This is a genomic window from Azoarcus sp. KH32C, assembly GCF_000349945.1.
GTDB lineage: Bacteria > Pseudomonadota > Gammaproteobacteria > Burkholderiales > Rhodocyclaceae > Aromatoleum.
This window is the reverse complement of record NC_020516.1, coordinates 256224-270347: the sequence shown is the minus strand read 5'-3', so window position 1 is coordinate 270347 and position 14124 is coordinate 256224. Positions and strand designations below refer to the sequence as shown.

Below are 14124 nucleotides of genomic sequence, written 5' to 3'. Positions count from 1 at the left end.
TATTGTGGAGAAAGTTGTGAAAGTTGCTCTCATTACCGGTATCACAGGTCAGGACGGCGCCTATCTGGCGGAACTGCTGTTGAAAAAGGGCTACCAGGTGCATGGCATCAAGCGCCGCACCTCGCTCTTCAACACCGACCGCATTGACCATCTGTATCAGGATCCGCACGTTTCAAATAACAACTTCACTCTGCATTACGGTGACCTGACCGATTCGAGCAACCTGATCCGGATCGTCCAGAAAGTCCAGCCGGATGAAATCTACAACCTTGCGGCGATGAGCCACGTTGCCGTCAGCTTCGAAACGCCGGAATACACCGCCAACGCGGATGGCATCGGCACGCTCAGAATCCTTGAAGCCATTCGTATTCTCGGTCTGCAGAACAAGACGAAGTTTTATCAGGCATCCACAAGCGAGCTGTACGGTCTTGTCCAGGAAGTGCCGCAAAAGGAAACCACGCCGTTCTACCCGCGCAGCCCTTATGCGGTCGCCAAACTCTACGGCTACTGGATTACCGTGAATTACCGCGAGGCTTACGGCATCTATGCCTGCAACGGCATTCTGTTCAATCACGAATCGCCAATCCGCGGCGAGACGTTCGTGACGCGCAAGATTACACGCGCACTGGCTCGCATCAAGCTCGGGCTTCAGGAATGCCTTTACCTTGGCAATCTCGACTCCCTCCGCGATTGGGGACACGCCCGGGATTACGTGGAAATGCAGTGGTTGATGCTGCAGCAGGACAAGCCCGAGGATTTCGTCATCGCCACCGGCCTGCAGTATAGCGTCCGTCAATTCGTCGATGCAGCCGCCCGGGAGCTCGACCTCAAGATCACGTGGACAGGCGTCGGGGTCGAGGAAACCGGAACGGACCAATATGGCAGGCAGATCGTCAAGGTCGATCCGCGGTATTTCCGCCCCACCGAGGTCGATACTCTTCTTGGCGATCCGACGAAGGCTCACGAGAAGCTCGGCTGGACGCCCCAGACCAAGTTTGAAGATCTGGTAGCCGAAATGGTGCGGGAAGACTTCAAGAGCGCCCAACGGGACGAACTCGTCAAGAAACACGGATTCGCCGCATACGACTACCATGAGTGACAGTCCCGTCAAGACGGCACTGATTACAGGTATTGGGGGCCAGGATGGTGCATACCTGGCCAGGTACCTCCTCGGCAAGGGCTATCGCGTGATCGGCACGTCGCGCGATGCCCGCGCCAAGGCCTTGCCGTCGCTGGATCGTCTGGGTATCGCCGAACAGGTTGCCGTCATCTCGATGATGCCGCAGGACTTCAAGTCCACCCTGGCTTCGGTCGATGAGGTTCGGCCGGATGAGATCTATCATCTGGCCGGCCAGAGTTCGGTGGGAGCCTCGTTTGAACGACCGGCGGAAACCGTTGAGAGCGTTGCGCTGGGGACGCTCAATCTCCTTGAGTCGGTGCGCCAGCTAAGGTTGCCGGCGCGGCTGTTCCATGCCAGTTCCGGCGAGTGCTTTGGCAATACGGGGGGGATGCCAGCCGACGAACGAACCCCCTTCGCGCCAGCCAGTCCGTATGGCGTTGCCAAGGCAGCGGCGCATATGCTGGCAAGGAATTACCGTGAAGCATACGGCCTATTCGTTGCGAGCGGACTGCTCTTCAATCACGAGTCCCCTTTGCGACCTGGGCGTTTTGTCACGCAAAAGATTGTCCAGGGCGCCATGAGAATCGCACATGGATCGAGGGAAGTCCTCTCCTTGGGGGCGCTGACCATCGTACGCGACTGGGGCTGGGCTCCGGAATATGTCGAAGCCATGTGGCACGTTCTCCAGGCGGATCAGGCCGATGACTTCATCATCGCAACGGGCGAGCCTCACTCGTTGGAGGATTTCGTTGCGCAAGCATTTGCGTATTTCGGCCTCGAGTGGCGCAAGCATGTCCGATTTGAGGAAGGGCTTGTAAGACCGAACGAGATCCCATGGAGTCACGGGAACCCGGCCAAAGCTGAGGCACTGCTGGGCTGGCGCGCCCGGAATCGGATGCGCGAGGTAGTGAAACTATTATGCGAGGATGCGCTTCAGGCTCATAATCAGGCCCTTTGAGTCGGGGCACAGGTTGTCACGAGGCCGTTCGACGCGGGTGCGCCCTTCCCCACAGGATAGGTCAGCCGCAAACCGAATGCGTGAGTCATTCGGTGCCCCCGCAGGGTTCTTGACCGGGCCGGCCAAGCATCCAATCGTCAAAGGATATCGGACTGTTCTTCACCAAGACGGTCGCGCGGAATGCATAACAGTTCGTTGGATCACTTGAAAATTTCATGAAAGCAAATTTGTCCCGGTTGGCGAAACGATCGCCAATCCTGATGGCAGTCCTCCTTTCGGCATTTCTTGGGGGTTGCTCAAGCTGGTTACCCGCGTCGGGCCCAAGTCGCAGGGAAGTTGCCGATGTGCCCGCGACGACTCCGATGCCGGTCCAGATTGTGGACATATCTGACGGGCTTGCCCGCCGGCTGCAGGAGTCCGATAAGCGGTTGCGTTTCTCGGAAGTCTTGAGTACGCAGGGTGTCGAAAGCTACCTGATAGGGCCCGGTGACGTTGTGCAGGTATCGATCTGGGAAGCACCGCCTGCTGCGCTATTCGGCGCGACGATGCTCGATGCCCGGGCCAATGGGGCAGGCACTGCGACCACCACCCTTCCTGAGCAAATGGTCGCCTCGGATGGCACAATCACCATTCCATTTGCCGGCGTGATTGCCGCCGGGGGAAGCTCTCCGCAGCAGATTGAACGCGAAATCACCAAGCGCCTCACCGGACAAGCCAACCAACCCCAGGTACTTGTGCGTGTGGTGCGCAACAACACGTCAAACGTGACGGTTGTCGGTGACGTAGCGAGCAGCACCCGAATGCCGCTGACCGCCCGTGGCGAACGCTTGCTTGATGCACTGGCGGCCGCAGGAGGCGTTCGACAGCCGGTCGGGAAGATGACGATTCAGGTCACCCGCGGATCACTCGTCAATGCAATGCCGCTCGATCAGATCATTCAGGATCCTCATCAAAATATCATACTGCGCCCGGGCGATGTGGTCACAGCATTGCACCAGCCGCTGAGCCTTACGGTTCTGGGGGCGACAGGTAAGAACGAAGACATACCGTTCGAAGCCAATGGCATCACGCTTGCGCAGGCCCTCGCGCGCGCGGGTGGCCTGCAGGACGCGCGAGCCGACGCGCGCGGCGTGTTTCTCTTCCGTTTCGAGGATCCATCCGTCCTCGGCGCCCAAGGCAGCAATTCTCTGCTCACGCCCGACAACAAGGTGCCAGTCGTGTATCGCGTCGACCTCACGGACCCGCGCAGCTTTTTCATCGCGCAGGGTTTTCCGGTCCGGAACAAGGATGTCATGTATGTCGCCAACGCACCAGCTTCGGAACTTCAGAAGTTTCTCAACATCCTGACGTCGTCGCTGTTTTCGGTTAATTCACTGATTAGCCTGGGACGTTAAGCCCTGAGACTTGGCTGCAATGAGTTTGCCCGCGTGGCACACGGCAGCCAAGCGCTTCAAGGTCTGAGGGACAATGCTGATCGACGTCACCCGCCTTGCCGACCGGTTTCTCCAGGGGCGCCTGCCGACCGGCGTTGACCGGGTAAGCCTTGCGTACGTGAAGCATTTTCACGACCGCGCGCACGCGCTCGTCCGCTTTGGCGGTCGGTGGGCGGAGATGACGCATCGGGACTCTCAGCTGATTTTCAATGCGCTGCTCGACGGCACGACGAATCGGGCCGGCACCCTCCGACGCTGCGTCGCGCGGGGTTATGCCAGCTTCTGGCAGCGCCGGCACGGGACGTTGCTGTGGAATACCGGACACACCGGCCTCGACCAGCCCGAATACGTTCGGGCGGTGAAGCGCCGCGCGCTGCGACCGCTGTTCTTCCTGCACGACCTGATTCCGATCACTCATCCCGAGTACTGCCGGCCCGGTGAAGCGGACAAGCACCATCGCCGGCTGGACGCGATGTTGTCGGTGGGGCACGGTCTGCTAGTGAATTCGGACGTGACGCGCGACGAATTGTTCGACTACGCGGAACGCCGGAGAGTCGCCGTGCCGCCGTGCGCGGTGGCCCCGCTCGCGCCCGCGCGCCTGCCGCAACCGGAGGAACGGAGGCCGCTGGAGCAGCCCTACTTCGTGATTCTCGGCACGATCGAGCCGCGCAAGAACCATCTGTTGCTGCTGCAGTTGTGGCGCCACCTCGTGGAAGTGATGGGCGAAGATGCACCCCGGTTGGTCGTCATCGGGCAGCGAGGCTGGGAGTGCGAACAGGTGGTCGATCAGCTCGATCGCTGCGAGCACCTGCGGGATTTCGTCATCGAGAAGGCCCGCTGCACGGACGTCGAGCTCGCGACCTGGCTGCACCACGCACGGGCCCTGCTGTTCCCGAGCTTTGCGGAAGGCTTCGGCATTCCGCTGGTGGAGGCGCTGATGCTCGGCGTGCCGGTGATCGCGAGCGATCTGCCCGTTTTTCGCGAAATCGCCGAGGATATTCCGGAGTATCTCGACCCGATCGACGGCCTGGGCTGGAAGCGCATGATCCTCGACTATGTCGAGCCGGACAGCCCTCGGCGGCGCGCGCAATGCGAACGCATGACCGGCTACGCGCCACCGACCTGGGACGAGCACTTCACCGTTGTCGAAGAATTGATGAAGGGGCTCGATGCCGCACGCTGATCATTTCGGACCGCTGCGGGGCGAGGCGCCGCCGGTGGTCCACGCGCTCGACTTTTCCGCCTGGAAGCGGCCCTTCGTCCGCCACTGCTTTCCCGCCAGCGACGTGAAATTCGTGTCGCACCTGTCGGCCGTGCCGCGTGATGGCTGCGTGCTGCTGTGGGGACGGCGCGAACCGGAATCGCTGCCGCAGGGGGTCCGCGTGCTGCGGGTCGAGGACGGTTTCGTGCGTTCGGTGGGGCTGGGGGCGGATCTCGTCCGACCGATGTCGTGGGTGATCGACAGCCGCGGCATCCACTACGATGCAAACAGCATTTCCGACCTCGAGCACCTGCTGCAGACGACGGATTTCGACGATGCCTTGCGGCAACGCGCACGCGCGCTGGGCGACACGATCGTGAGCGACCGACTGACCAAGTACAACGTCGCCGCGCGCCCCTGGCAACGTCCGAGCGATGCGCGCCGCACGATCCTCGTTCCGGGACAGGTGGAGACCGATGCTTCGCTCGCCTTCGGCGCCCCCGGCATCCGGCGCAACATGGACCTGCTGCGCGCCGTCCGGACTGCGCATCCGGATGCCTACGTCGTCTACAAACCCCACCCGGATGTCGTCGCACGCTTGCGCGCGGCGGGCCAGGATGAATCCTCGGCCTTGAGGTGGTGCGACGAAGTGGCCGTCGACGTATCGATGGACTCGCTGCTCGATGCGGTGGATGAACTGCACGTGATGACCTCGCTCGCCGGCTTCGAAGCGTTGCTGCGCCGCAAACGGGTGACCTGTCACGGCCTGCCGTTCTATGCGGGCTGGGGACTGACGACCGACCACATCCCTTGCCCCCGCCGCAGCCGGAAACTGACGCTGGACGAACTGGTCGCGGGCGTGCTGATCCGCTATCCGGTGTATTTCGACCGCAATGGCACTGGACGGGTCTCGCCCGAAACGGCGCTGGAACAGTTGCGTACCTGGCGCGAGCAAAGCGGAGGCAGGCAGCCGTGGTGGCGCCCGCTGATGCGGATGGTGCTGCGGCAGGTCGTAGGGGTCCGTTAAGCATGAAACGGCATTTTCTGCTCCTGCAGGGGCCCAGTACGCCGTTTTTCCGCCGTCTGGGCGACCGGCTGCGCGCCGCCGGACACCGCGTATCCCGCATCAATTTCAACGGCGGCGACCTGGCCTATTGGCAAGGCGGCAAGGCATGGAATTTCCGCGGCAAGCCAGCCGCCCTGCGCGATTTTCTCGACGACAAGTACCGCCGCTTCGGCATCACCGACCAGATCCTGTTCGGCGACCGGCGGCCGGTGCATCGACCGGCCATCGACCACGGCGACTCATGTGGCGTGCGCACGCATGTATTCGAGGAAGGTTACTTCCGCCCGCACTGGGTGACGCTCGAGCGCGAAGGCGTAAACGGTCATTCCCTGCTGCCGCGCGACCCGGACTGGTTCCGCGACACCGGCCGTCGGCTGGGCGAGCGCACCGATACGGTGGCCTTCCGCTCGTCATTCTCGATACGGGCCGCGCACGATGTCACGTATCACGTCGCCGGGGCGCTGAACCCGCTGCTGTTTCCGCGTTACCGGACGCATTCGTCGATCACGGCGCCCGTCGAATACGCCGGTTACATCAAGCGCTTCACGATGCTCAAGGCGATACGCCAGCGCGAATGGCGGCGCGCGAATGCGCTCACGAGGTCGGGCGCACGCTATTTTGTACTGCCGCTGCAGCTGAACACCGACGCCCAGATCCGCGACCACTCGCGCTTCGAGAACATGCAGGAGGTGATCGCCCATGTGCTCGACTCGTTTGCTCGCCGTGCGCCCGGCGACACGCGACTGGCGATCAAGAATCATCCGCTCGACATGGGCCTCGTGCCGTATGGATCGGTACTCGGCCGACTGGCGAAGCAACTGGGCGTGGCGGACCGCGTCGATTATTTCGAAGATGGCGACCTGGGCGCGATGCTGCAACATTCCGTCGGTACGGTGACGGTGAACAGCACGGTCGGCATCGTCTCGCTCGAACAGGGTATTCCCACGCTGACGCTGAGCGACCCGATCTACAACCTGCCGGGGCTCACCTCGCAAGCGCCGCTGGACGATTTCTGGACGACGCGCGAAACGCCGGATCGCGAATTCTTCGACTGTTTCCGGCGCGTCGTCATGCACGCGACGCAGGTGAATGGCGGCTTCTACTGCCGTCGCGGCATGGCGCTCGCGGTGGAGAACAGCGCACGCATCCTGACCGCCGAACGCTCGCCGCTGGAGGAGTTGCTGTGACGATGTCACGCTGTGTCTTGATTACCGGCGCGACCGGCGCCATCGGGGGCGCCCTCGCCAACGAATACGCGCGCCCCGGCACGCAATTGATCCTGCACGGCCGCAACGCCGGGCAACTGGAGCGGGTCGCGGCCAACTGCAGGGCGCGCGGCGCGGACGTGATCCCGTGCTGCATAGACCTGGGCGACGTGGCGCAGGCGCGCCAGTGGGCGCTCGACATGGCGGCATGCCACGAGCTCGATCTACTCGTCGCGAACGCCGGCATGAACATCGACATCGGGCCCGACGGGGCCGGCGAGCGCTGGGAGGACAGCGAAGCCCTGTTCGCGCTGAACGTGCGCGCCGTGATCGCGCTGGTCGACGCCTTCCTGCCGGCGATGCGCCGCCGCGGACGCGGTCAGGTCGCGCTGATCAGTTCGCTCGCGGGCTATTTCGGCTTGCCGGTGACGCCGAGCTACAGCGCCAGCAAGGCCGCCGTGAAGGCCTATGGCGAAGCCTTGCGCGGCTGGCTGGGACCGGAGGGCGTGCGCGTGAACGTCGTGATGCCGGGTTACGTCGAGTCACCGATGTGCAACGCGATGCCTGGTCCGAAGCCTTTCCTATGGACGCCCGAGCGCGCCGCGCGCACGATCCGCCGCGGGCTGGAAAACGACCGCGCCCGCATCACCTTCCCCTTTCCGCTCAACCTCGGCACCTGGTTCCTGGCCGCCCTGCCGGCCGGCCTGTCGGTGCGCCTCGTGCGCCTGTTCGGCTATCACGGGTAGGCCCGCATGACGTCCATCGTGTTCGCGCCGGCCGTCGGGCTGGCCCTGTCGTTCGCGATCGAGGCAGCGATGCAGCCGCCGCTGCGGCCGATGTGGCGGCGCCCTGCAAGCTGCATCACGCTGCATTGCGGACTGTGGCTGCTGACTTTCGTGCCGCTCTGCCTCGTGCTCGGCCGGCCGTGGTTCGCGACGGCGGCGACCTCGGCCTTCCTGCTGCTGATCGTGCTCGTGAACAACGCGAAATTCCATTCGCTCGAAGAGCCGTTCGTCTTCCAGGATTTCGAGTATTTCACGGACGCGATGCGCCATCCGCGGCTCTATATTCCTTTCCTCGGCTGGGGCAATGCGCTGGCCGCTGCGGCCGGCTTCGTCGCGGCGGTAGCGACCGGCCTGTGGCTCGAAGCGGTCCCTGCGGATCGCTTCGCGTTATCGGGGCAATTGGGCGCCCTCGCGGTCTGGGCTGCAGTCGGCATCCTGCTCGTCACACCTTCGCGGCGTGGTCCGCCGGTGCGCTACGATGCGACAGGCGACCTCGATGCCTTCGGGCTGCTGCCCTGTCTGTGGGCCTACGGCTGCGCCGAGCGCCGCGCTCCACAGTTGCCCGACCGCTTCGCCGACGTTCCGCCGCCAGCACCCGATACCGAGCCCCCGCACATCGTCGCGGTGCAGAGCGAATCCTTCTTCGACGCGCGCCTGCTGTTCGACGGCATCCGGCCGGAGGTGCTGGCCGCTTTCGACGATCTGAAACGCGATGCGATATCGCACGGCAAGCTGTCGGTACCCGCGTGGGGCGCCAATACGGTACGCAGCGAGTTCGCCTTCCTCACCGCCGTCGATGCACCGACCCTCGGCGTCCATCGCTTCAACCCCTACCGCAAGGCAGCGCGCTCGGGCGCGGTCAGTGTCGCACACGTGCTCAAGCGCCGCGGCTACCGGACGATCTGCGTACACCCCTACCCGGCCGGCTTCTACACGCGCGACAAGGTCTGTCCGCTGCTGGGATTCGACGAGTTCGTCGACATCCGCTCCTTCCCCGACGCCCCCCGCTGCGGCCCCTACATCGGCGACGAGGCAGTGGCTGCGAAAGTGGCCGAAATCCTCGCCAATGCGGCCGGGCCGGTGTTCGTCTTCGTGATCACGATGGAAAACCACGGCCCGCTGCACCTGGAAAAGACGGGGCCGGATGATATCGCCACGCATTACACGGCAGCACCTCCGAACGGCTGCGAGGACCTGACCGTGTATCTGCGACATCTGCGCAATGCGGACCGGATGGTGGCGAGCCTGCGGGCGACACTGACGCGACAGGCCCGCCCAGGGCTGCTGTGTTGGTACGGCGACCATGTGCCGATCATGCCGACCGTGTACCGGCAGCTCGCACGTCCCACGGGCGAGACCGACTACGTTCTGTGGAGTAGCTCCCCCGCGCCCACGGCCGGCCACGAAGCACTTTCCGTCGAAACGCTGGGACTCCGGCTGCTTCGTGCGGCAACGGATATCGAAGACCAAGGACAGCCCTATGTGGCTGATTCGGCCGCTTCCCCCGCCTGATCGAGCAACTTGCGAACTGCGGGATGCTCGACTTTGCGCTGCGCCGAAATCGCATAGAAATGCTCGACGACGTCCGGGCTGCGGCCGATCAGCGTAAGTCCGCGCGCACCGGTCAGTTCCTCCGACGACATTTCCGGCGCGGGGAAGGCGCCGAAGCCGCTTTCGCCGAAGGTGGCGAGAAGGGCGCTGTCTTCGAATTCGCCAACGATTTGCGGGCGGATGCCGTGGCGGGCGAGCCAATCATCGAGGCGGCCGCGTAGCGCCGAATCGGCGGTAGGCAGCAGCAGCGGAAGGTCGGCGAGGCAGGCTGGGAAGGGGCGATGGACGGCGCTTGCGACCGCGGCGGGCGCGTACCATGCGACGGAGGCGCGGCCGACGCGGTGGCTGAAGACGCGCAGGTTGGGGTTGGGCGGCGCGGGCCGGTCGGCGAGGACGACGTCGAGCCGATGCAGCGCGAGGTCGGCGAGCAGATCGTCGAAATCGCCTTCGTGGCACAGCAGGCGCAGCTCGGGCGTCTGCGTCGCCGGCTGGAGCAGATGGCGCACGGCGAGCTTGGGCAGGGCGTCGGAGATGCCGACGGCGAGGCGCAGGCCCTGGGCGGTGGCAGCGTCCTGCACAGCGGCGGGAAGCGCTTCGCCGAGCTGGAAGATCTGTTCGGCGAAGCGCGCGGCAGTGGTGCCGGCCTCGGTGAGTTCGACGCCGCGGCCGGCCGAACGGAATAATGCGTACCCCAGCTCGCGTTCGAGCTCGCGCACCTGGGTGCTGACCGTCTGCACCGCCATGCCGAGCCGCTCCGCGGCGCGCGCGATGCCGCCTTCCTTGGCGGCAACCCAGAAATAATAGAGATGTCGATAATTGAGCGGCTGCATGGCTTCTTCCGTTTTTTGGTAATGTCGCTACTTAAAACTCAGCTTCATCCGAAGTCAACGAATAGTCTATGCTGGCACCAATGATCTGCAGAGGGCAGATCGATTCAATGAACCCAAGGAGTCAAGAACACCATGAAACGCATTCTGTTGGCCCTGTTTGCGCTCGTTGTGAGCGTCGGCCTTGCGGCACCCGATGCCGAAGCGAAGCGCCTCGGCGGCAGCCAGTCCTTCGGCATGCAGCGCAGCACCCCTTCGACGGCACCGACCGCACCGCCGGCGCGCAGCGCCACGACGCCGACGCAACCTGCCGGTGCGGCGACGACGGCTCCGCAGACCCCGCGTAGAAGCTGGCTCGGCCCCGTGGCCGGTCTCGCCGCCGGTCTCGGCCTGGCCGCGCTCGCGTCGCACTTCGGCTTCGGTGAGGAATTCGGCAGCATGATGCTGATCGCGCTGCTGGTAATGGCTGCGGTGGTTGCGGTCCGGATGTTCGCGGCACGCAAGCGCGCGGCCGAGTCGCCGATGCAGTATGCGGGGATGGGTGCGGGTGGCGGCATGGCGCCGATGTCGCATCAGGAGCCGATGCCGGCTGCCGCGGCTTCCACCGCGACGGGCACCGCCGCACCGCGCACTCTTCCCGCGGATTTCGATGCCGAAGGCTTCGTGCGCCAGGCCAAGCTGAACTTCATCCGCCTTCAGGCGGCGAACGACGCGGGCAATCTCGCCGATCTGCGGGAGTTCGTGTCGCCGGAAGTGTTCGCCGAGCTGCAGATGCAATTGACCGAACGTGGCACGGCGAAGCAGCACACCGAAGTGCTGGATCTGCATGCGGAGATCGTCGACTTTGAACAGGAAGCCCAGCGCTACGTCGTCAGCGTACGCTTCGGCGGCCTGATCCGCGAAGAGGTCGGCGGCCCCGCGGAACGCTTCGACGAGATCTGGCACCTGACGAAGCCGATCGACGGCGGCCGTGGCTGGGTCGTGGCCGGGGTGCAGCAACTGAACTGATACCGCTCACGGGGGTTCCCCTGCCCCCGTTCATCCCTTGGCCGGTCGCCAGCGTCCCCCGCGCTGCACCGGCCTTTTTTTGCGTCTACGCTCCGCCGACGCGTCGGCCCAGACGCTGGGCCCAGCAGGCGGCAACCTCGACCATGCGGTTCGAGAAGCCCCATTCGTTGTCGAACCAGATCAGCAGGTTCGCCATCCGGTCGCCGATCATGCGGGTCTGGCTGCCATCCAGGATCGCCGAGTGGCGGTCGTGGTTGAAGTCGATCGAGGCGTGGGGGGCGTCGGAATAGGCGAGCGTCGGCACGCTGCCGTCGGTCGCAGCGGCGCGCAGACGGGCGTTGATCTCGTCGGCGGTGACGTCACGTTTCATCGTCACGACGAGGTCGATCGCCGATACGTTGGGCACCGGCACACGAATCGCCTTGGACTCGATGCGGCCCGCGAGCGCCGGCAGCAGGCGGGCGATGCCGCGCGCGAGGCCGGTATCGACGGGAATCATCGACTGCATCGCCGAGCGCGTCATGCGCAGATCGGCGTGGTGGTAGCCGTCGATCAGCGGCTGGTCGTTCATCACCGAGTGCAGCGTCGTCGTCAGCGCGTGGTCGATGCCGAAAGCCTCGTCGAGGATCGCGAGGATGGGGACGATGGCGTTGGTCGTGCAGGAGCCTGCCGAGACGAGGCGCTCCTCGCCGGTCAGCGAGGCCTCGTTCATGCCGAAGACGACGGTGCGGTCGACGTCCGCCGCGCTATGGCCAGGGTGCGACAACAGCAGGCGTCGGCAACCCGCGTCGAGGAAGGCGTCGAGTTCGTTGCGGTAGCGGTAGCAGCCAGAGGCTTCGACGAGGAGGTCGATGTCGAGCCCCTGCCAGTCGACGCCGTCGGGCGCGGTGGCGTGGGAGACGACGATGGGCCTGTCGTCGATGTAGAGCATGTCGTCGCGCACCGCGACGGTGCCGGGGAAGCAGCCGTGGGTCGAATCGAAGCGCGTGAGGTAGGCCATGCTGTCGATGTCGGCCGGCTCGTTGATGGCGACGATCTGGAGGTCGTGGCGCAGCGGCGACTCGTGCAGGGCACGCAGGAAGCAACGGCCGATGCGGCCGTAGCCGTTGATGGCGATACGGAAGGTCATGGGTTGAACACTAGCGGAAATGTCGCGTTGATGCACGAGCCGATGCATCCGTTGGTAAAGGTGTGGAATCATCCGCCCTCGGATGCATCGAACCATCATGCCGGCAGGTCGCAGTCGAAGGACCGTCGGACACCCCCAACCCCGACAGAGGAACCGCCATGAACACCACGACCTCCCACGGCCACCGCAAGGCCGCAGACACGGCGTTCGAGCGCGGGCTGCTCCGCCGGTTGCCGTTCGTTTTCTTCGGCGGCTGCGCGATCGCGAGCCTGCCCCCGCTGCTCGCCCGGGCGATGGCCTGGGCCGGGCTCGGTGCCGATCCGACCGCCAGCATCACGACGGCGGACATCTTCGGCATCAGCGTGGCGCTGCTGACCTGGACCACGGTGGGCACGCTGGCGATCGCGTGCGGCATCCTGCTCATCATGAAAGGGCCGGCCTATTTTGCCGATTCCTATCCACTCGACGACGCCGATCGCCCCGATCCCCCGAAACAGGATTAGCGCCGCGTCAGCACCAGCCCGCACTCGAGATGGTGCGTGTAGGGGAATTGGTCGAAGACCGCCGCGGCGGAGATGCCGTGCGTATCCGCAAGGGCGGCGACGTTGTCGCGCAGCGTCTGCGGGTTGCACGAGATATAGAGGATGCGGTCGAAGCCGCGCGCGAGCTTGACGGTCGCCTCGTCGAGCCCGCTGCGCGGCGGATCGATGAAGAGCGTCGAGAAGCGGTAATCGGCGAGCCCGACGTCCTTCATGCGGCGGTATTCGCGCCCGCCGGCCAGCGCGTCGCTGATCTCGTCGCTCGACATGCGCACCATCGTGATGTTGTCGATGCCGTTCGCTTCGAGGTTGTAGTGCGCCGCGCGCACCGAGGACTTGCTGACCTCGGTCGCGAGCACGCGGTCGAAGAGCGGCGCGAGCGCGATCGTGAAGTTGCCATTGCCGCAGTAGAGCTCCAGCAGGTCGCCGCCGGCGCCGGCCGCCTGGCGGCGCGCCCAGCCGAGCATCTGGCGGTTCACGCCGCCGTTCGGTTGCGTGAAGCTGCCTTCGATCTGCTGGTAGCGCAGGCGCCGGCCGTCGAGCTCGAACTCCTCAAGCAGCCAGTCGCGATCGAGCACGATCTTCTGCTTGCGGCTGCGGCCGATGAGCTGCACGCCGAGATCGGCGGCAAGGGCGCGCGCAGCGGCCTCCCAGGCCTCGTCGAGGGGGCGGTGATAGACGAGGCTCACCATCAGTTCGCCGCTCAGGGTCGCGAGGAATTCGACCTGGAAGAGCTTGCGCTTGAGGATCTCGTCGGCCTGCACGCGCTCGCGCAGGCGCGGCATCACGGCGGCGATCGGCGCGGCCGCGGGCGGGAAGTCGTCGAGCAGCACCGGCGTCTTGGGGTCGTCCGAATCGAACATCGCGTAATCGACGCGGCCACCGTGGTGCCACAGGCGGAATTCGGCGCGCAGGCGGTAGTGCAGCGGTTCGGACTGAAAGACCTCGGGCGCCGGAACGCCGAGCGGCGCGAAGTCGCTGGCGAAACGGGCCACCTTTTCGGCGAGCTGGGAAGGGTAGGCGGCGGGATCGAAACTGGGCAGGGGCATGGTGCGAGGGACGGGCAATCGGTGCGGTTCCGGAATATACGCCGGTCCGCAGGGCGAGGGCCCATTGCGGTGCGCCAGCGGACGGAAGTGTTTCACTGCTGCAACACTCGGCCGCCGCCATCCATGAACGACAAACAGCCCGTAAATCAAAATGATAGGGGCTACACGCCGAATCTCGCGCCCGCCACTCGCCCTTGGGCTGTACAACATCTGTACAAGTCCGTGCGCGCCACCTGCGGCGGGAAGGTGCCGA

13 protein-coding genes are annotated in these 14124 nt (G+C 64.9%); 10 read left to right on the top strand and 3 right to left on the bottom strand.

Features of this window, described 5'->3' with window-relative positions:
• Window positions 1–16 precede the first annotated feature (16 nt).
• From gmd to AZKH_RS01165, 8 genes are all read left to right on the top strand, one after another.
• Window positions 17–1099 (top strand): GDP-mannose 4,6-dehydratase, encoded by a 1083-nt coding sequence (gene gmd, locus AZKH_RS01200; protein WP_041655794.1) that lies wholly within the window; start codon window positions 17–19, stop codon window positions 1097–1099.
• Window positions 1092–2078: a GDP-mannose 4,6-dehydratase gene (locus AZKH_RS01195; RefSeq protein ID WP_015433892.1), complete on the top strand. Its 987-nt coding sequence runs from the start codon at window positions 1092–1094 to the stop codon at window positions 2076–2078. The genes gmd and AZKH_RS01195 overlap by 8 nt, the downstream gene beginning before the upstream one ends.
• Before the next feature lie 362 nt (window positions 2079–2440).
• Window positions 2441–3472 (top strand): polysaccharide biosynthesis/export family protein, encoded by a 1032-nt coding sequence (locus AZKH_RS01190; RefSeq protein ID WP_197538745.1) that lies wholly within the window; start codon window positions 2441–2443, stop codon window positions 3470–3472.
• A gap of 73 nt (window positions 3473–3545) precedes the next feature.
• Window positions 3546–4694, top strand: a complete 1149-nt coding sequence (locus AZKH_RS01185; protein ID WP_015433890.1) for a glycosyltransferase family 1 protein — start codon at window positions 3546–3548, stop codon at window positions 4692–4694.
• The gene (locus tag AZKH_RS01180) at window positions 4681–5739 is read left to right on the top strand and encodes a capsule polysaccharide biosynthesis protein (RefSeq protein ID WP_015433889.1); all 1059 of its coding nucleotides are present in this window, start codon (window positions 4681–4683) and stop codon (window positions 5737–5739) included. Before AZKH_RS01185 ends, AZKH_RS01180 begins: the two co-directional genes overlap by 14 nt.
• Before the next feature lie 2 nt (window positions 5740–5741).
• Entirely contained in the window at window positions 5742–6965 is a 1224-nt protein-coding gene (locus AZKH_RS01175) for a capsule biosynthesis protein (protein ID WP_015433888.1), read from the top strand.
• 2 nt (window positions 6966–6967) lie between these two features.
• Window positions 6968–7729, top strand: a complete 762-nt coding sequence (locus AZKH_RS01170; protein WP_015433887.1) for an SDR family oxidoreductase — start codon at window positions 6968–6970, stop codon at window positions 7727–7729.
• Window positions 7730–7735: 6 nt separating this feature from the next.
• Window positions 7736–9280, top strand: a complete 1545-nt coding sequence (locus tag AZKH_RS01165; protein WP_015433886.1) for an LTA synthase family protein — start codon at window positions 7736–7738, stop codon at window positions 9278–9280.
• On the opposite strand, the gene AZKH_RS01160 is transcribed toward AZKH_RS01165, so the two are convergent.
• On the bottom strand, window positions 9247–10149 hold the full coding sequence (locus AZKH_RS01160) for a LysR family transcriptional regulator (RefSeq protein ID WP_015433885.1): 903 nt from the start codon (window positions 10147–10149) through the stop codon (window positions 9247–9249). The genes AZKH_RS01165 and AZKH_RS01160 overlap by 34 nt on opposite strands.
• Before the next feature lie 132 nt (window positions 10150–10281).
• Here AZKH_RS01160 and AZKH_RS01155 point away from each other — a divergent pair, with 132 nt between their 5' ends.
• Window positions 10282–11154: a Tim44 domain-containing protein gene (locus tag AZKH_RS01155; protein WP_015433884.1), complete on the top strand. Its 873-nt coding sequence runs from the start codon at window positions 10282–10284 to the stop codon at window positions 11152–11154.
• Window positions 11155–11239: 85 nt separating this feature from the next.
• Here AZKH_RS01155 and AZKH_RS01150 read toward each other — a convergent pair whose 3' ends face one another.
• Entirely contained in the window at window positions 11240–12283 is a 1044-nt protein-coding gene (locus AZKH_RS01150) for a type I glyceraldehyde-3-phosphate dehydrogenase (RefSeq protein WP_015433883.1), read from the bottom strand.
• Between the two features lie 158 nt (window positions 12284–12441).
• Between AZKH_RS01150 and AZKH_RS01145 the strand changes: the two genes are divergently transcribed.
• Entirely contained in the window at window positions 12442–12786 is a 345-nt protein-coding gene (locus AZKH_RS01145; protein WP_015433882.1) for a hypothetical protein, read from the top strand.
• On the opposite strand, the gene trmA is transcribed toward AZKH_RS01145, so the two are convergent.
• Window positions 12783–13871: a tRNA (uridine(54)-C5)-methyltransferase TrmA gene (gene trmA / locus AZKH_RS01140; protein ID WP_015433881.1), complete on the bottom strand. Its 1089-nt coding sequence runs from the start codon at window positions 13869–13871 to the stop codon at window positions 12783–12785. The genes AZKH_RS01145 and trmA overlap by 4 nt on opposite strands.
• Window positions 13872–14124: the final 253 nt, after the last annotated feature.